Raw genomic sequence first — 16676 nt, forward strand, 5'->3', positions numbered from 1 at the left:
GACTTTCCCTTTTCAGCGGCCGGTGAACTTGGGCTTGGCCTTTTCCGTGAAGGCCCGCATCCCGAGCTTGGCGTCGTCCGTGGCGAACAGCCCGGAGAACTGCAGGCGCTCGATCTCGAGCCCCGTGTCGAGGTCGGCCTCCAGACCTCGATCGACCGCTTGCTTGGCGGCGCGGAGCGCGACCGACGGGCCGCCGACGAACGTGGCGGCCCACTCCAGCGCGGCCGTGTAGACCTGCTCGTCGGGCACCACCCGGTCCACCAGGCCCAGGTCGAGGGCCTCGGCGGCGGGCACGTGGCGGCCCGTGAAGATCAGGTCCTTGGCCCGCGCCGGGCCGATCAGGCGGGGCAGGCGCTGGGTGCCGCCCGCGCCGGGGATGAGGCCGAGCAGGATCTCCGGCTGGCCCAGCTTGGCCGACTCGCCCGCGACCCTGAAGTCGGCGCAGAGGGCGAGCTCGCAGCCGCCGCCCAGCGCGTAGCCGGTGATCGCGGCGATGACCGGCTTGCCGATCCGCGCGACCTCGGTGAAGCAGGCCTGGAGCGTACGGGAGTGGGCGGCCATGTCGGCGTAGGACATGTCGGCCATTTCCTTGATGTCCACGCCCGCGGCGAAGACCTTCTCACCGCCGTAGACGATCACGGCCTGCACCTGCGGGTCGGCGTCCACCTCGCGGGCCGCCTCGACGATCTCCCGCTGGACCTGCATGTTGAGGGCGTTCATCTTCGGACGGTCAAGACGGATCGTGGCGATCTGGTCGGCCACCTCGACGCTCACAAACTCACCCATGAGCCGAACCTAACAGAGTGATCGCGATCGTCCATGGCAGCCACGGTGGCGGACACGGTCAGCGGGCGGCGGAGATCACCTCGTCCACCGTCTTCCTGCTCCGGGAGGCGCGGACGAGCGCCGCCGACAGCCGGGCCAGCTCGTCGCCGGAGTGGGCCAGCTCGGCCAGCGGGCGCGCCTGGCGGGGCAGCCCGAGCTTGCCCGCGCCCTCCAGCACCCGCTGGTCCAGGTGCGGCGCGACCTGGGGCCACACGGCCTGGACCTCGCGCAGGAAGATGTCGGCCCCCGTCGGGCCGATGCCCGGGAACTCCGTCAGCAGCGCCGCGATCCTGCGGTCGTCGCCGCCGGCCTCCTCGCGCAGGCGGCGCAGGTCGCCCTTCCAGCGGTCGAGGAGCAGGTCGGCGCCCCTGCCCAGCATCGTCGAGGTGCGTTCGTCGTAGCGGACGTAGTGGCCGCGGTCCAGCGCGTCCACCCGGTCCTGCCAGCTCGCCTCCCGCATGGCCTTCGGCGTGCCGTACCCCGCCTCGAACAGCTCCCTGGCGCCCGCGACGGCGACCTCGGCCGAGATGCGCGCGCTGAGCAACGTGGCCAGGACGAGCAGCTGGTAGAGGGGCTTGGGCCGGTCGGCGAGTCTGATGCCGGCCTCGCGGGCGAAGGTCCGGCCGTACCGGTCGAGCAGCACGTCCACGACGGCCTTCTCGGTCTTACCCATGCCCGCCCGCTACCCGGGGCGTGTCGTGACATGCCGGGTTTGGGGTGGGGGTCGCTGGGGAGGCGGAGGGTTGGCGACTGCGAAGGAGCTAGCCGTGCTGACCTTGACTGACAACGCCGTCGAGGCGATCCGCGATCTGATGGTCGGAGAGGACGTGCCCGCCGAGGCGGGCCTGCGCATCTCCCCGAAGCCCGACGAGGCGGGAACGCTGGAGCTCTCGCTGACGAGCACGCCGGAAGCGGGTGACCAGGTCGTCGAGAAGGAGAACGTCCGCGTCTTCGTCGCCGAGGACGTGGTCGAGATCCTCGACGACAAGGCGCTCGACGCGCAGCCGGGCGCGCCGGGGCAGCCGATGTTCCGGCTGGGTCGGCGGGCCTGACGGGGCCTAGCCGAAATCGGGTCCGGTCTCGGGCGGGCGCACGTCGCCCAGCCCGAACAGGCCCACCAGCGTCCCGTCCACCCGGGTGACGACGACGTGGTCCACCTTGGCCCGGTCCATGCGCCGGACCAGCGGTTCGAGCTCCTCGCTCGGCCGTACGGTGGTCACGCCCGGCCGCATGGCCCGCTCGGCGACGCCGTCCAGATCGGCGCCCTTGAGCTCGCGCGAGCCGATGACGCCCTGGACCACGTCGTCGTCGTCCACGACGACCGCCAGCCCGGCCGGGTCGGCGATGATGCGCTCGGTGATCTCGTCCAGCGGGTCGCCGAGGGCGGCCCGCACGGGGTCGCGGCGCAGGTACCGCGACACCAGCGTGGCCGTGCCCTCGTAGGGCAGGTCCGCGGAGAGCCAGTCCATCTTGCCCTGCCGGTAGTCGTACACGTCCTCGAACCCGAGGTGGTCGAGCCGGTGGGCGGCCCGCGGGCTCAGGTCGCAGAGCCAGTCGTGGCAGTAGACGACGACCGGCCGCCCCGGATCCAGCTCGCCGGCGGACGTGCGCATGGCGGCGAGCGGCAGGTGCACGGCCTCGGGCAGGTGCGCCCACGTGTACTCCTTCTCCGGCAGCACCTCCACGAGCTGGGCCCGCCGGTCGGCGACCAGGTCCCGCACGGCTTCGCGATCGATGATGTTCGTCATGAGGTCCTCCTGCCCCCAGACGGTGATTTGTGTCACTATGACGGGGCGTCCTATTCAGGGAGTGCCCGATGTGTGACGATCCGCTGTTGCCCGCCCCCGTGGCCCGCGCGCTCGCCGACTATCGCGAGCTTCGTGACACGCACGGCCCCTGCTGGGGCGAACCGCCCATCACGTACGTCGTCCAGGCCTGGGCCACCGTCTTCCTCGACCGTCGCCACAGCTACTGGGAGGCGGCGCTACGGCAGCTCGCCGGGCGCTATCCCCCGGAGGAGGCCGAGGACCACCTCGACGAGACGGACCCCGAGCTGGCACTGCGCGACGCGCTGGCGGGCGACGTGCTGGACAACCTGGCCGCGCTGCGCCTCACCCCCGAGGGCTTCGCGCTGGAGGCCGTCACCCGGGTCGTGCTGGACGACGGGCCCTTCCGTACGTCGCTGCTCCTCGACTCCAGCGCGGACGAGCCGGTCACGGTCGTCGTGGACGGCACGCCGTACGAGGTGCCGCCCCATGGCGCCCGCGTGGCCGGCCTGGAGCGGGAGGTCAGCGTCGGCGGGGAGCCCGTGGACCTGTCGCCGCTGCGCAGGCGGGCGGAGGCGGCCACGATCAGGGTGCGGGCGGGGTTCCCGTGCCGGTGGAGCGTGATGGGCGCGAACGGGCAGGGCTGGTACCCCGAGGGCGCCCCACCCAAGATGGACGTCCACCGCAGGCCGTTCTTCCACGGCGACGACCTCGTGATCGCGGTGCCCGCCGAGCCGGTCACGGTGGCGGTGGCCAGGGGCATGGAGTACACCACGTCCGAGGTCGTGATCATCCCGGAGGCGGGCGCGGAGACGCTGGTCGAGCTGGCCCCTGAGCGCCTGTACGACGCGGCGGCCCGCGGCTGGTACGGCGGCGACCTGCACGTTCACCTCAACTGGATGGGCGAGGAGCCCGCCGCGCCCGAGCTGGCCGCGGCGGCGCAGCACGGCGAGGACCTGCACGTGCTCAACCTCGTGGCGGGCAACGTCGCGAGCGGGCGCGTCTACGACGTCGAGGCGCTGGAGCACTGGGTGGGCAAGGACCTGCCCTGGTCCGACGAGCGGCACCTGGCCAGGCTCGGCGTCGAGTACCGCAACGACGTCGTCGGCCACCTGACCGCGTTCGGCCTGCGGGAGCCGCCGCGGCGCTACCACGCGGGGTTCGAGGGCACGGTCGACTGGCCGCCCAACGCGGTCGCGCTGGAGGAGCTGCGCGGGCTCGGCGGGGTGACGGGGTACGGACACCCGTTCCACACGGCGTTCTCCGACGACGACCCGCCCGACGTGGTGCTCAACAGCGGGCGCAACTGCTCGGCCAGGGAGATCGTCGCCGACGCCGCGCTCGGCCTGATCGACACGCTCGACGTGCTCAACCACTCCTCGATCGCCGCCACCGCCGCCGTCTACCGCCGCCTGATCGGCGCGGGCAACCGGCTCACGGTCACCGCGGGCACCGACGCCGTGCTGTCCTTCTGCCGCCGCGGCACCGCGTCCAGCCCGCCGGGGTGGGAGCGGGTCTACGCGAACGTCGCCGGCCCGCTCACCGCCGAGTCCTACGCCGAGGCGATCCTGCTCGGCCGCACGTTCGCCACCACCGGGCCGTGGCTGGAGCTGACCGTGAACGGCCACGGGCCGGGCGACACGCTGGAGCTGGCGCCCGGGCAGCGGGTGGAGATCGTGGTCTCCTCGATCGGGCCCGAGGTGGAGTCGCTGGAGATCCGCACCGCCGACGGCGTCCTGGCGCAGGGGCCGCCCGGGCGGCTGGTCGCGTCGATGACGGCGGGCGAGCCGACGTACGTGGTCGCGGTGGCCTCGGGCGGGCCTCACCCGCGCACCACGCACCGGTCGGGGGCGTACGCGCACACCAGCCCCGTGTACGTGGACGTCGCCGGTGGGCACGTGGCCAGGGAGGCGGACGTGCGCTGGTGCCTGGCGTGGCTGGACCGGCTGGAGGTCCTGCTGCGGCGGTACGGCACGTTCGAGACGCCCGCCCAGCTCGACGACCACCTGGAGCTGTACGAGCGCGCCAGGGCCGTCTACCGCGGGCGACTCCCCTAAGAGCTGTTCTTACTCTTCCCGTCGTTGTCCCGCGAGAGCACAGCAGTCACAGGAGCGGGCGACACGCGTGCCGGTGGAGTGGCTTCGTGAAGTCATGGCGGGTCTATGATGTTGGAAACTGAAGCGGCTCCGGTCCCCGGTCGCCGCCGGGCGAGGCGTTCGGAGGTCGGCGCATGCTGGAGTCGCAGTGGGCCCGCGACACGTTCGGGCAGCGGGTGCCGGCGATCAGACAGGCGATCGCCGAGGCGCTGTCGGTCGCGCTCGACAACGCCCGCGACGCCCAGACGGCCGCGCAGACCGAGCACACGCATCCGTTCGGCTTCACGCTCATGTCGCGCAAGTTCGAGGCGCTGGCCGAGGCGTTCGAGGACATGGGCGACGTGCGCATCATCAAGCCCGCCGGGTCTCCCCACGAGCTGGTGGTGCTCGACGGCAAGCTGCTGTTCCCGTTCCGCTATGCCAAGGACCGCTCGATCAGCGTGATGAGCGCGCGCGTCGGCGAGGGCCGGCCGTCGGCGCTGGTGCAGGCGCTGTTCAACCGGTTCGGGCCCGAGCCGCGGATGCGGCAGCTCGCGCTGCACGACCTCGCGCCGCAGGCGGTGCCGGTGGCCGAGGCGCTGTCCGGCCTGCCCGACGACACGAGCCTGGTGCTGATCGCCTACGCCTGCAACGCGCACGCGGGGCTGCTCGACGTCTGGTGGGGCGAGGCCGAGCTGCTCGACCGCACCGGCAGCCTGCGCTGGCACGTGTGCGAGCCGATCCCCCTGGCCCAGGACGCGGCGGCGGCCGGGCAGGCCGGGCAGGCCGGGGCGCAGCAGCCCGCGTTCGACCAGGGCGCCCTGCCCACCCCGGCGCTCAACCCCCGCACCGGGGCCGGGCGGCTCACGGCGCCCGTCAGCGAAGCCGTACCGATCACCAGGGCAGAAGCCGCCGGCGGTGAGTGAGTTCAAGACCGGCGCGCCGACCCCCCAGGCCGTCGCCGACGCGTTCGACGCCACCCGCCTCACCCAGGCCCGCCACCTGGCCGCGCTCACCAAGAAGGAGGTGGCCGAGCTCCTCGGCGTCTCCCCCGCCGCGGTCGGACAGTACGAGTCGGGCGTCACCCGGCCGCGCCCCGACCTGGTCCCGCTGCTGGCCGAGGCGCTGGCCGTGCCGATGGCGTTCTTCCTGCCCGGACGGCCGCACGGCAAGCTCGACGGCTCCATGGCCCACTTCCGCAGCCTGCGCTCCACCCGGGCCTACCAGCGGGCCAAGGCCGTGGCCTTCGTCGAGCAGGTGTGGGAGCTGACGTACGCGCTGGAGAAGCGGGTCCAGCTGCCGGCCGTCGATCTGCCCGGGTTCGCGGGCGGGGAGATGCACTCCTCGCTGCCGCGCGACCCGGCGGGCGCGGCCCGCGCGCTGCGCGCCCACTGGGGGCTGGGCACCGGCCCGGTCAGCCACCTCGTCCGCCACATGGAGTCCCACGGCATCGTCGTCGCCTTCCCCCGCCACGACCCCGACGCGGTCACCGTCGACGCGTTCTCCACCTCCAGCCTGCCGCGGCCGATCGTCGTGCTGACCCCCAACCGGTTCGACGACATCTACCGCCACCGCTTCACCGCCGCCCACGAGCTGGGCCACCTCGTCCTGCACGGCGACACGGCGGCCGGCGACAGCCACCAGGAGCGCGAGGCCGACGCGTTCGCGGCCGAGTTCCTCACGCCGCGCGACAGCATCCTGCCGCAGCTGCCCCAGCGGGCCGACCTGCGCAAGCTCGCCGAGCTGCGGCGGACGTGGGGGGTGTCGGTCGACTCGCTGCTCTACCGGTGCCGCGAGACCGGGCAGATCTCCGACTCCGCCGCCGGCCGCGCCTACCAGCGCCTGGCCGCCCTGCGCGACCAGCCGGGCTTCACCAACGAGCCCGTCTCCGGCTACCCCGGCGAGCAGCCGGTCCTGCTGGCCCACGCCTTCGACCTGGCCACCCGCGAGAGCGACCTGACCGCCGCCACCCTCGCCCGGGAGCTGGCCTGGCCCATCACCCGCGTACGCGAGCTGATCGGCCTGCCCGACCAGCGGCCCTCGCTGAAGCTCGTCCTCTAGCGGCGAGTTCTCGTTCAGCGTCAACCAAAAGCTACGTTGCGTTCAAATGCCCGCCAATCAGCCAGGTGCCGCGTCTTCTCTGTTTATGCAGGCAGATAGAGCAATGAATTGCAATGGGTCTATAACTGAATGCAACTCTCGGGCTTGCCGCGATTGCAATGGGATGCGATCGAAGGCACTATTGGGCCATCAGATGGCGGGGGCAGGAGCGCCAGGAGGCGGGTGACGATGCCGGGAGGCAGGCTGACCCAGCAGGACCGTCGGGACATCGCCGCAGGTCTGGCGAAAGGGCTCGGCTACGCCGAGATCGCCCGGCGCCTGTCCAGGCCGACCTCCACCGTCAGCCGGGAGGTCAGCCGCAACGGCGGCCCGGGCGCGTACCGGGCCGAACGGGCGCACCAGGCGACCGAACGACGCGCCCGCCGCCGCAAGCAGACCGCGCCATCGGCGCCCCTGGCCGCCGACACGGCGTACGGCCGCGACCCCGAGGAGATGCGCGACTTCGCGGAGCGGCTCGTCGAGACCCTGGTGCAGACGGGTGTGCAGCGGATGGCATCAAGGGTCCTGGCCTGCCTCTACACCACCGACACCGGCACGCTCACGGCCAAGGATCTCGCCCAGCGCCTGCAGGTCAGCCCGGCCTCGATCTCCACCGCCGTCACCTACCTGGAGGAGCAGGAGCTGATCAGGCGCGACCGCGACCCGCGGACGCGTCGCGAGCTGTACAGCGTCGACAACGCCCTTTGGTTCCGGTCGTTTCTGGCGAGCGCCCAGCGAAACTTCATGCTGGCCGAGACCGCCCGCGACGGGGCACGCATCCTGGGCGCCGCGACACCCGCCGGCGCGCGCTGCGAATTCGTGGGCGAATTCCTTCGACGTACCGGCGAGGACATCCTCCGGACAGCCGAACGCTGGCAGCACCTTCTGATCCCACATGAGTAACCGAGGTGCCTGGGACGTCAACAGCGTGTTCTTTCCAGGACGGTCACGTCCTTCGGCGAGTTGCCGCGGAAGAAGTCAGCAAAGGAAATCTGGTCTCCCCTCGCGATCTTCTCCATGGGAATGGTCAGTTCGCCCGAGGTGACGAAGTCCATGAAGGACTCAGCGATGGCCGTCACCGGGATGTTCACGCAGGCTCTCCCCTCCTGGCCGACGATCGGCGGGGTGTCGGCGGTGGCGGACGGGCCCGAGAGCAGGGCGGCGGCGATGGTGGTCGCGGTCAGAGCGTGCTTGTACATCTTGTTTCCTTCGTGGCTGGCGAGAAGGTCGAAGTCGCGCTGTCTCCGCTGAGGCGACGGCGCTCGGCCAGGAGGCGGGGCAGTGGGAAGGTGCCTTCACGCACGCGTTCCGGCCAGGAGGCGGGCTCGCGCGAGTACGTCGGCGATCGTGCGTACGCCGGCGAGGGCTTCGCGGGGCAGCGGGCCCCACGTGTCCTCCATGGCGACGTGGAGTTCGGCGAGGTCCAGGCTGTCGGCCTCCAGGTCCTCGCGAAGCCGCGCGTCCAGCGTGACCCGGCTCGGGTGGACCTTCAGGATGCCGGCGCAGCGGTCGCGCACCACCGTCAAGATCTCCTCGTCGCTCACCCCGGGCCCCTTCCTCATAGCGGTCTTGTCACTTAGCGTGACCGGCCGCCCGATAAATGGGCACTCGTGACGCGGAACCCGCCGTTAAGGAGTTGATCAAGTTTCGAGGGTCGCGGCGGGTGGCCGCGGGGCCGCGTACCTATCCTGAGCAGCACCTGATCTTGAGGGGGGATGGGCGTGGCCGCGCAGTCCGAGCCGAACCCGAGGCGGTACGCCCACGTGGCCGGGGTGGCGGTGCACCTGCCTGAGGAGAGCCTGACCACACCGGAGCTGGAGGCGCTGCTGGCCGCCCGCAATCCGGGCACGCGCATCCCCCGCGGCGTCATCGAGCAGGCCAGCGGCGTGGAGCGGCGGCACGTGGCCGCTCCCGAACAGACGGCCGCCGGGTTGGCCGCGACCGCCGCCCGTACCCTGCTCGAGCAGACCGGGCACGTCCCGCCCGTCATAGACCTGATCATCTACGCCGGGGTGAGCGTCGACGCCGTCGAGCCCGCCACCGCGCACATGGTGGCCGCCGAGCTGGGGGCGAGCTGCCCGGTATTCGATGTACGCAATGCATGCAACAGCGTTCTGAACGCGGTCGAGCTGGCCGACACGCTCATCACGGCGGGCCGCTACCGCACGGTCCTCATCGTGTGCGGGGAGGTCGCCACCCCGGTCATCCGCTGGCAGGTCGAGTCGGACGCGGACTTCGCCGCCGCCGGACCCTCCTACACCGTCTCCGACTCGGGGACGGCCATGCTGCTGGAGGCCAGTGCGGTGCCCGGGGTACTCGGGCACCGGTTCTGCGCCGGCTCGGCGTACTGGGACGCCGCCATCCTGCCGGTCACGCGTTCCCTCTCGGCCGGTTACCAGGTGGGCGCGTTCACCGTGGATCCCGTGGGGCTGGCCGCCGGGGTTCACAAGCTCGACCGGTCCGTGCTGCGGGCTCCGCTGGCCGAGCGCGGGCTCGACTGGGAGGACATGGCGGCGATCTGCGTGCATCAGGCGTCCCTGTCGTCCTTGCACACCTTCTGCGAGGCCGTCGGGATCCCGCTGGAGAAGGTGGTGGTGACCATCGCCGAGCACGGCAATCTCGTCGCCTCCACGATCCCCGTGCAGTTGCATCAGGCGGTCCAGTCGGGCCGGGTGCAGCGGGGGGACCTGGTCGCGCTGGTGGGGGTGGCCAGTGGGGTCAGCGCAGGCACCGTGCTGCTGCGTTGGTGAGGCGAGGAGTGGGTGCTGGTGGCGCCGAGGTGAACGGCTGCGACACTACGGAGTTGTAGCGCTACTCTTCGTGACTATGCGTGCGATGATCGCTTCCATGTGGGACATGCGATCCAGCGGAGCTCCGGTGCGCGCCCGGGTGGCCGTCACCGGCATGGGTGTGCGCACCCCCGCCGGCGCCCATCCCAAGGAGCTGTGGGCCGCCCTGCTGGCCGGCCGGTCGACGGCGCGTACGATCACCTCGTTCGACGCCGAGGGCCTGCCCGTGGACTTCGCCTGCCAGGTGCCCGACCTCGACCTGGACGGCTACGTGAAGCCCAGGGACGCCCGCCGGATGGACCGGGTCACGCGGATGGCGTTCTGTGCCGCGACCGATGCCCTGGCCGATGCGGGCCGGACGGCGGCGGCGCCCGAGCGGCGGGCCGTCGTGACCGGGACCGGGTACGGCGGTGTCGCCACCCAGGCGCTCGCCTTCGGCACCCTGGACGAGCGCGGACGCGCCTGGCCGGGCCCCCTGCACATCCCCATGAGCATGCACAACGCCGCCGCCGCGGAGCTCAGCATCCGGCACGCGTTCCTCGGCCCGAGCATGTCGGTGGCCACCGCGTGCGCCTCCGGCAGCCACGCCATCGGTGAGGGCATGCGGCTGGTCCGCGACGGGACGGCGGACGTGGTGCTGGCGGGCGGCATGGAGGCGGCGGTGCAGGCCGGCGCGCTGGTGGGGTTCGGGCGGGTGGGGGCGCTGTCGCGCCGCGCGTCGGAGCCCGAGCGCGCCAGCCGGCCCTTCGACGCCGACCGTGACGGGTTCGTGCTGGGTGAGGGCGCCGCGTTCCTCGTGCTGGAACGGCTGGAGGACGCGCTGCGCCGGGGCGCCCACGTGTACGCCGAGCTGAGCGGGTACGGCCGGACCTCCGACGGCCATCACCTCACGGCCCCCGACCCCGAGGGCGGCGGCGCGTACCGATGCATGCGTGATGCGCTGGCCGACGCCGGGATCGCGGCGGCCGACGTCGTCCACGTCAACGCGCACGCCACCTCCACCCGCCTCAACGACGAGATCGAGGCGCGGGCCATCGCGCGGCTGTTCGGCGAGTACGCGGTGCCCGTCACGGGGAGCAAGAGCGTGATCGGCCACGGCCTGGGGGCCTCGGGCGCCATCGAGGCGGTGATCAGCGTGCTGACCCTGAGCGAGCGCACCGTCCACCCCACCGCGAACCTCGACCGCCGCGACCCGGCCTGCCCCGTCGACGTCGTGACCGCGCCGCGCCCCATCGTTCCCGGGCCGGTGCTGTCCAACTCCTTCGCCTTCGGAGGGCACAACGCGACCCTCGTCTTCACCCCGCTCCTGGCGGACCGATGAAACTGGCGGGCACGACCGCCCTGGTCACGGGCGCCCGCGGCGGCATCGGCCAGGCCGCGGAGCGGTCGACATCAAGCGCGGTTGACATCAAGCAAGGTTGAGGTTGCAGGCTCGGAGGACGAGTTGACCGCTGTCCCCGGGAGTAACCCATGCATGCCGTCGTCCTGCACACCTTCGGCCCCGCCGAGAACCTCCGCTACGAGAGCGTGCCCGACCCCGAGCCGGGGCCCGGCCAGGTTCGCATCGCCGTCAAGGCGGCCGGAGTCCACCTGATCGAGACGACCCTGCGGTCAGGGGCGACCGGCGGCATCATGCCGCCGCTGCCCGAGCTGCCGGCGATCTTCGGCGGCGAGGTGGCCGGACGCGTGGACCAGGTGGGCCCCGGGGTGGATCCGTCCTGGATCGGGCGCGATGTGGTGACCGCGTACGGCCGGCCCGGCGGCTACGCGGAGCTGGCGGTCGCGGACGTGACGTCCGTGCACCCGATCGCCGCCGGCTACGAGAGCGCCGTGGCCATGGTCGTCACCGGGGTGACGGCGCTGCAGTTTCTCGACGTGGCCAAGCTGACGCCTGACGACGTCGTGCTGGTGACCTCGGCGGCCGGCGGCATCGGGCGCCTGATCGTCCAGTACGCGCGCGGCCTCGGCGCCAGGGTCGTCGGCGCGGCGGGCGGGGCCGCGAAGGTGGCGGCCGTACGCGACCTCGGGGCGGACCTGGCCGTCGACTACGACCAGCCGGGCTGGGAGGAGAGCGTCGCCAAGGAGCTGGGCGGCCGCACGGTCACGGCCCTGCTCGACGGGGTCGGCGGCGACAAGGCGCGGGCCGCGTTCGGGCTGCTGGCCGACGGCGGCCGCTACGTCACGATCGGCAGCGCCTCCCGGCAGGAGTTCCAGCCAGACCCCCAGACCGTGGAGGAGCGCGGCCTCACCGTGACCGACGCCCTGATGCTGCTGCTCAGCGGGCCGAACACGCGCCCGGACTACGAGGTCAGGGCGCTGGCGGCGCTCGCCGACGGCACGCTGACCCCCGCCGTGCAGACGTTCCCGCTCGCGCAGGCGGCGGCCGCCCACGCCGCGCTCGAAAGCAGGCGTACGACGGGCAAGGTCGTGCTCATCCCTTAGCCGCGATGGCGTACTGCGGGTTTTCGGGCCGGTAGGACGAGCCGACGACGGTGAACCCGGCCTCGGCGAGCCGGGCCTCCAGGTCGGCGGGGGTGAACGGCTGGAAGTCGATGGTGTGCCGGTGGTGGCTGAGCGTGCCGTCGGGGTGCTCCAGGATGAACAGGATCTCGGCCAGGCACGGCTCGTCGAAGCTCTCGGGGAAGGTCCAGACGTAGACGCAGGTGGACCGTACGCCGTCGCGCTCGCGCACCCGGTCGCCGACCACGATCCGCCGGCGCTCGCGATAGAGCAGCTCCCAGTTGCGGGAGTCGACGATCAGCGTGCCGGTCGGGGACAGCACCTGCCGCATCCCCGACAGCGCCGCCACCATGGCCTCGCGCGACCCCGTGTGGACGAGGGAGTTGCCCAGGCACAGCACCAGCTCGTACGGCCCGGTCACGGCGGCCGGCAGGTCCTCCCACCGCGAGGTGCGCAGCTCGACGCCGGCGGGCACGCGACGGCGCGCCTCCGCGACCATCTGCGGGCTGCCGTCGGTGGCGGTCACCCGGAACCCGGCGTGCGCCAGCGCCATGGCGTCCGCCCCGATGCCGCAGGCGCAGTCGAGCACGGGGGCGCCCGGCGGCAGGGCGTCGACCACTGCCCGGATGAACTCCCGGCGGGAGACGGACGTGCCGCCGATCACGCCCGGCGGGTTGACGACCTCGTCGGCGAGGATCCAGTGGTAGTCGACGGCCAGGTCACGGTAGTAGTCCGACACACAGCGAGCCTCGCACGATCACCACAGGCGGTCCACCCAATAAAGTGGCCAGGCGATGGACACCTTACGAGCTCCCCGCCTGATGCCCGGTGATCGCGTCCGGGTCGTCTCCCCCGCCTCCCCGCCCAACGCCGCCCTGGTCGCCGCCGGAGTCGAGCTCCTCACCTCGTGGGGCCTGCGGGTCGAGCTGGGCGAGCACGTCTTCGACCAGTGGGGCTACATGGCCGGCCGCGACGAGGAGCGCGCCGCCGACCTGAACGACGCCTTCCGGGACCCGGGCGTACGGGCCGTGTTCGCGACGAGGGGCGGCAAGGGGGCGTACCGGATCGTGGACGACCTGGACTTCGGCGCGCTCGCGCGGGACCCCAAACCCGTGATCGGCTTCAGCGACATCACCCACCTCCACCTGGCCGTGTGGCGGCACTGCCGCCTGGCCGGCCTGCACGGCCCCTTCGTCAACTGGAACGCGTCCGTCACGGGACCGGCGTCGGCCGAGGCGCTGCGCCGCGCCCTGATGACCACCGACCCCGTCACCGTCCACCGCGACCCGTCCGAGGTCACCGCGCAGGTCGGCGCGGCGGGCACCCTGGCGGGCACCGCCACGGGCACGCCGGTCGGCACCGCCACGGGCACGCTCATCGGCGGCAACCTGAGCGCGGTCCGCACGCAGGTCGGCGCCGGGCTGCCCAGCCTGGAGGGGGCGATCCTCTTCCTGGAGGACAACCGCGGCACCGGTCTGGGCGAGGTCGACCGCGCCCTGACGCAGCTGTCCCGCTCGGGAGCGCTCGACGGCGTGCGGGGCATCGCGCTGGGGCAGTTCCTGGGATTCGAGGAGGATGACGGGGACCCGACGCTGGGCGGCTGGGGCGTCGTGGACGTGCTGCGCGACCACCTCCACCGGCTCGGCGTCCCGATCCTCGGCGGCCTGCCGGCCGGGCACGGCGACGACCCGCCGACCATCCCCATCGGCACCGAGGCCACGATCGACACGGCCGCGGGCACCCTGACCGTGCAGGCCGCCGTGAGCTGATCCCGCGGCAAGCGATGAAGAATCTCTTCGCAAAGATCTCGCGCACGAAGGAAAATGTTGAGACGCTGATCTGCACCAGGTGCCCCCAGCCCCAAGGAGTGGTTCATGCGCCGCCTATTGGCGATCTCCGCGGTCGTCGCGCTGCCCTTAACTTCAGGCGTCGTCCCAGCTCACGCTCAGGATTCCGGCGACCGGCAGCAGGCCTTCGCGGCCGCCGCGCAGGAGTTCAAGGTCCCTGAGAGCGTGCTGCTCGGCGTGTCCTATCTGGAGTCGCGGTGGGAGGCCCATGCCGGCCAGCCGTCCAACGACGCCGGGTTCGGGCCCATGCATCTCACCGACGCCGCCGCGTACACCACCTCCAACCATCACAGCGACGGCGAGGAGGACGCCCGCGGCGACGAGGCCCGGCCCCTGCCCGCCCCCGAACCCCAGCAGTCCGCCGTCGCGATCCCCGCCTCCCTCCGCACCATGGAGAAGGCCGCGCAGCTCACCGGCGAGACCCACGAGCGGCTGCGCACGGACGACGCCGCCAACATCCGGGGCGGCGCCGCGCTGCTCGCCGACTACCAGAAGGCGCTCGGCGCGCCGCTGAGCGACAACCCCGGCGAGTGGTACGGCGCCGTCGCCAAGTACTCCGGAGCCCAGGAGGACGGGGCGGCGAAGTTCTTCGCCGACGAGGTGTTCGCGACGATCAAGGACGGCGAGGCGCGCACCACGGACGACGGGCAGCGCGTCGCGCTCCCGGCCGTGCCGAACCTGGAGAAGATCGAGAAGTGGCTGGAGAAGCTCGGCCTGCGCCCGTCCAGGAAGGACGGCGTGGAGTGCCCGGTCACCGTCTCCTGCGAGTGGATCCCGTCCGCCTACCAGGAGCTGCCGCCGAACAACTACGGGCACTACGACCTGGCGAACCGGCCGTTCAGCCAGAAGATCGAGTACATCATCATCCATGACATGGAGGGATACTTCGACTCCTCCATCCGCCTGAACCAGGACCCGAAGTACGGCGCGAGCTGGCAGTACTCCGTGCGCTCCAGCGACGGCCACATCGCCCAGCACATCAAGGGCAAGGACGTCGCCTGGCAGGCCGGCAACTGGTACGTCAACGCCAAGTCCATCGGCATCGAGCACGAGGGCTTCCTGGCCGAGGGCAGCACCTGGTACACCGAGGCGATGTACCGTTCGAGCGCCCGCCTGGTCCGCTACCTGGCGTTCAGGTACGGCATCCCGCTCGACCGCGCCCACATCCTGGGCCACGACAACGTCCCCGGCACGCTGCCCACGACCGTGAAGCAGATGCACGAGGACCCGGGCCCGTTCTGGGACTGGGCACACTACTTCCAGCTGATGGGCGCCCCGCTGCACCGGTTCGGCGGGCCCGGCTCCGGCTCGGTCATGATCAAGCCTGACTTCGCGACGAACAAGCCGTACTTCTACGGGTGCGACCGCAAGAACCCGGAGAACGCCTGCCCGCCGCTCCCCGCGAGCACGGTCTGGCTGCGCACCGAGCCGAGGGCCGACGCGCCGCTGGTCAAGGACATCGGCAAGCACCCCACGGGCGGGTCCCTCTACAGCGTGTACGACCACAGCGCCCGCGCCACCACCGGCCAGCGCTTCGCCGTGGCCGAGCGCCAGGGCGACTGGACGGCCATCTGGTACCTGGGTCAGAAGGCGTGGTTCTTCAACCCGGCGAGCGCGCCGACCGCCGTCCCGTCGGCCGGCCTCGTGGTCACGCCGAAGCCGGGCAAGGCCACCGTCCCGGTGTACGGCCGGGCCTACCCGGAGCAGGAGGCGTACCCGGCGGACATCCCGTACCAGGCGGTGACCCCGCTGCAGTACACGTTCTCGGCAGGCGAGAAGTACACCCTGGCCGGGACGGCGCCCGCGGAGTACTACCGGGCGGTCACCTTCACCATGGACCAGGACCACAAGGTGGTCCGGGGCAAGACGAAGTACCTGCAGATCCAGTTCGGCCACCGCGTCATGTTCGTCAAGGCTGACGACGTGCAGGTGACGTTCTCCGGGTGAACTCCTTGACGGCGCGCCTGGTGCTCGCGAGCGCCTCCTGAGAGGAGTCGTACGTGCGCTGGGCGACGCCGACGAACACGCAGTCGACGACGAGGAGCTGGCTGATCCGGCTGGCCAGGGCGCCGGGACGGAACTCCGTCTCGCGCCCGGCGGAGATCAGCACGTGTTCGGCCAGCTCCGCGATGGACGAGCGCGGGTTGTTCGTGATCGCGACCGTGGTGGCCCCGGCCTCCTTGGCCCGGGTCAGCGGCTCGATCACGTCGGGCGTCTCCCCCGACGTGCTGATGCCGATCGCGACGTCGCCCTCCCTGAGCAGCACCGCGCTGGTCAGCGCCAGGTGCGCGTCCTGGAAGGCGTGGCTGGACAGCCCGATGCGCAGCAGCTTCTGCGCGACGTCCTCGGCCACCAGCCCGGAGGCGCCCACGCCGTACGCGTCGATCCGCCGGGCCCCCACGATGGCGTCCACGACCAGGCCCAGCCGCTCGGAGGTCAGCTGGGCCACGGTGTCGTTGATCGCCTCGGACTCGGCCCGCGCGACCTTATGGATGACCTCCGACAACGGGTCGTCGGGCGCCAGGTCGCCGGGCACGAGCCGGTCGGGCTGCGCGGCGGCGGCGGCTAAGGCCAGCCGGAGCTGCGGGTATCCCGCGAACCCGAGCAGCCTCGCGGTGCGCACGATCGTGGCCTCGCTGGTGCCCGAGGCGGCGGAGAGCTCCGTGATGGTGCTCCTGGCCACCGTCGCGGGGTCCTCCAGGATGAGCCGGGCGACGGTCTGCGCGGCCGGCGTCAGGGACGGCAGCACACCGCGGACCGTGGCCACCAGAGTGTCGGCCCGCAAGCCGTTGCCGCTGTCGTCCACCCCCTGAT

General features: G+C 72.2%; 17 protein-coding genes. 10 read left to right on the plus strand and 7 right to left on the minus strand.

Annotated features, from left to right (window positions below; all coding sequences use genetic code 11):
• Positions 1–12: 12 nt before the first annotated feature.
• Positions 13–786 carry an enoyl-CoA hydratase/isomerase family protein gene (locus H4W80_RS27295; RefSeq protein ID WP_192787694.1) on the minus strand — a complete coding sequence of 258 codons (774 nt, stop codon included), beginning with the start codon at positions 784–786 and terminating at the stop codon, positions 13–15.
• A 58-nt stretch (positions 787–844) separates the two neighbouring features.
• On the minus strand, positions 845–1498 hold the full coding sequence (locus tag H4W80_RS27300) for a hypothetical protein (RefSeq protein ID WP_192787695.1): 654 nt from the start codon (positions 1496–1498) through the stop codon (positions 845–847).
• Between the two features lie 94 nt (positions 1499–1592).
• Between H4W80_RS27300 and H4W80_RS27305 the strand changes: the two genes are divergently transcribed.
• Positions 1593–1877 carry a hypothetical protein gene (locus H4W80_RS27305; RefSeq protein WP_192787696.1) on the plus strand — a complete coding sequence of 95 codons (285 nt, stop codon included), beginning with the start codon at positions 1593–1595 and terminating at the stop codon, positions 1875–1877.
• A gap of 6 nt (positions 1878–1883) precedes the next feature.
• Here the strand turns inward: H4W80_RS27305 and H4W80_RS27310 are convergent, their stop codons facing one another.
• Positions 1884–2573 (minus strand): rhodanese-like domain-containing protein, encoded by a 690-nt coding sequence (locus tag H4W80_RS27310; protein ID WP_192787697.1) that lies wholly within the window; start codon positions 2571–2573, stop codon positions 1884–1886.
• A gap of 68 nt (positions 2574–2641) precedes the next feature.
• Between H4W80_RS27310 and H4W80_RS27315 the strand changes: the two genes are divergently transcribed.
• The 4 genes from H4W80_RS27315 to H4W80_RS27330 all read left to right on the plus strand — a co-directional run bounded on the left by H4W80_RS27315 (position 2642) and on the right by H4W80_RS27330 (position 7669).
• Positions 2642–4648 (plus strand): CehA/McbA family metallohydrolase, encoded by a 2007-nt coding sequence (locus H4W80_RS27315; RefSeq protein ID WP_192787698.1) that lies wholly within the window; start codon positions 2642–2644, stop codon positions 4646–4648.
• A 173-nt stretch (positions 4649–4821) separates the two neighbouring features.
• The gene (locus tag H4W80_RS27320; RefSeq protein ID WP_192787699.1) at positions 4822–5592 is read left to right on the plus strand and encodes a hypothetical protein; all 771 of its coding nucleotides are present in this window, start codon (positions 4822–4824) and stop codon (positions 5590–5592) included.
• Entirely contained in the window at positions 5585–6727 is a 1143-nt protein-coding gene (locus H4W80_RS63800) for a helix-turn-helix domain-containing protein (protein ID WP_192787700.1), read from the plus strand. Before H4W80_RS27320 ends, H4W80_RS63800 begins: the two co-directional genes overlap by 8 nt.
• A gap of 228 nt (positions 6728–6955) precedes the next feature.
• The gene (locus H4W80_RS27330) at positions 6956–7669 is read left to right on the plus strand and encodes a GbsR/MarR family transcriptional regulator (RefSeq protein WP_192793764.1); all 714 of its coding nucleotides are present in this window, start codon (positions 6956–6958) and stop codon (positions 7667–7669) included.
• Positions 7670–7686: 17 nt separating this feature from the next.
• Here the strand turns inward: H4W80_RS27330 and H4W80_RS27335 are convergent, their stop codons facing one another.
• Together H4W80_RS27335 and H4W80_RS27340 are read right to left on the minus strand one after the other, a co-directional pair.
• Entirely contained in the window at positions 7687–7965 is a 279-nt protein-coding gene (locus H4W80_RS27335) for a hypothetical protein (RefSeq protein WP_192787701.1), read from the minus strand.
• A gap of 96 nt (positions 7966–8061) precedes the next feature.
• Positions 8062–8310 carry an acyl carrier protein gene (locus tag H4W80_RS27340; RefSeq protein WP_318787079.1) on the minus strand — a complete coding sequence of 83 codons (249 nt, stop codon included), beginning with the start codon at positions 8308–8310 and terminating at the stop codon, positions 8062–8064.
• Between the two features lie 177 nt (positions 8311–8487).
• Between H4W80_RS27340 and H4W80_RS27345 the strand changes: the two genes are divergently transcribed.
• The 3 genes from H4W80_RS27345 (at position 8488) to H4W80_RS27355 (ending at position 11997) form a co-directional block, all read left to right on the plus strand.
• Positions 8488–9516 (plus strand): 3-oxoacyl-ACP synthase III family protein, encoded by a 1029-nt coding sequence (locus tag H4W80_RS27345; protein WP_192787703.1) that lies wholly within the window; start codon positions 8488–8490, stop codon positions 9514–9516.
• Positions 9517–9622: 106 nt separating this feature from the next.
• Positions 9623–10876 carry a beta-ketoacyl-[acyl-carrier-protein] synthase family protein gene (locus tag H4W80_RS27350; RefSeq protein ID WP_192787704.1) on the plus strand — a complete coding sequence of 418 codons (1254 nt, stop codon included), beginning with the start codon at positions 9623–9625 and terminating at the stop codon, positions 10874–10876.
• A gap of 149 nt (positions 10877–11025) precedes the next feature.
• Positions 11026–11997, plus strand: a complete 972-nt coding sequence (locus tag H4W80_RS27355) for a zinc-binding dehydrogenase (protein ID WP_192787705.1) — start codon at positions 11026–11028, stop codon at positions 11995–11997.
• On the opposite strand, the gene H4W80_RS27360 is transcribed toward H4W80_RS27355, so the two are convergent.
• A complete protein-coding gene (locus H4W80_RS27360) occupies positions 11987–12754 on the minus strand; it encodes a class I SAM-dependent methyltransferase (RefSeq protein ID WP_192787706.1) in 768 nt (255 codons plus the stop codon). The two genes, H4W80_RS27355 and H4W80_RS27360, sit on opposite strands and share 11 nt — an antisense overlap.
• 55 nt (positions 12755–12809) lie before the next feature.
• Between H4W80_RS27360 and H4W80_RS27365 the strand changes: the two genes are divergently transcribed.
• Both H4W80_RS27365 and H4W80_RS27370 read left to right on the plus strand, forming a co-directional pair.
• Positions 12810–13784, plus strand: coding sequence for a S66 peptidase family protein (locus H4W80_RS27365; RefSeq protein WP_192787707.1), 975 nt, complete (start codon positions 12810–12812; stop codon positions 13782–13784).
• 105 nt (positions 13785–13889) lie between these two features.
• Entirely contained in the window at positions 13890–15809 is a 1920-nt protein-coding gene (locus tag H4W80_RS27370) for an N-acetylmuramoyl-L-alanine amidase (RefSeq protein WP_192787708.1), read from the plus strand.
• On the opposite strand, the gene H4W80_RS27375 is transcribed toward H4W80_RS27370, so the two are convergent.
• Positions 15772–16668 carry a MurR/RpiR family transcriptional regulator gene (locus tag H4W80_RS27375; protein ID WP_192787709.1) on the minus strand — a complete coding sequence of 299 codons (897 nt, stop codon included), beginning with the start codon at positions 16666–16668 and terminating at the stop codon, positions 15772–15774. The two genes, H4W80_RS27370 and H4W80_RS27375, sit on opposite strands and share 38 nt — an antisense overlap.
• Positions 16669–16676 lie beyond the last annotated feature (8 nt).

Origin of the sequence: Nonomuraea angiospora (assembly GCF_014873145.1) — a bacterium.
Taxonomy (GTDB): Bacteria; Actinomycetota; Actinomycetes; order Streptosporangiales; family Streptosporangiaceae; genus Nonomuraea; species Nonomuraea angiospora.

Bases quoted from the DNA above. Each gene is read 5' to 3' on its own strand.
- H4W80_RS27295 (WP_192787694.1), bottom strand. From the start codon at position 786: ATGGGTGAGTTTGTGAGCGTCGAGGTGGCCGACCAGATCGCCACGATC.
- H4W80_RS27300 (WP_192787695.1), bottom strand. From the start codon at position 1,498: ATGGGTAAGACCGAGAAGGCCGTCGTGGACGTGCTGCTCGACCGGTAC.
- H4W80_RS27310 (WP_192787697.1), bottom strand. From the start codon at position 2,573: ATGACGAACATCATCGATCGCGAAGCCGTGCGGGACCTGGTCGCCGAC.
- H4W80_RS27315 (WP_192787698.1), top strand. From the start codon at position 2,642: ATGTGTGACGATCCGCTGTTGCCCGCCCCCGTGGCCCGCGCGCTCGCC.
- H4W80_RS27320 (WP_192787699.1), top strand. From the start codon at position 4,822: ATGCTGGAGTCGCAGTGGGCCCGCGACACGTTCGGGCAGCGGGTGCCG.
- H4W80_RS27330 (WP_192793764.1), top strand. From the start codon at position 6,956: ATGCCGGGAGGCAGGCTGACCCAGCAGGACCGTCGGGACATCGCCGCA.
- H4W80_RS27335 (WP_192787701.1), bottom strand. From the start codon at position 7,965: ATGTACAAGCACGCTCTGACCGCGACCACCATCGCCGCCGCCCTGCTC.
- H4W80_RS27350 (WP_192787704.1), top strand. From the start codon at position 9,623: ATGCGATCCAGCGGAGCTCCGGTGCGCGCCCGGGTGGCCGTCACCGGC.
- H4W80_RS27355 (WP_192787705.1), top strand. From the start codon at position 11,026: ATGCATGCCGTCGTCCTGCACACCTTCGGCCCCGCCGAGAACCTCCGC.
- H4W80_RS27365 (WP_192787707.1), top strand. From the start codon at position 12,810: ATGGACACCTTACGAGCTCCCCGCCTGATGCCCGGTGATCGCGTCCGG.
- H4W80_RS27370 (WP_192787708.1), top strand. From the start codon at position 13,890: ATGCGCCGCCTATTGGCGATCTCCGCGGTCGTCGCGCTGCCCTTAACT.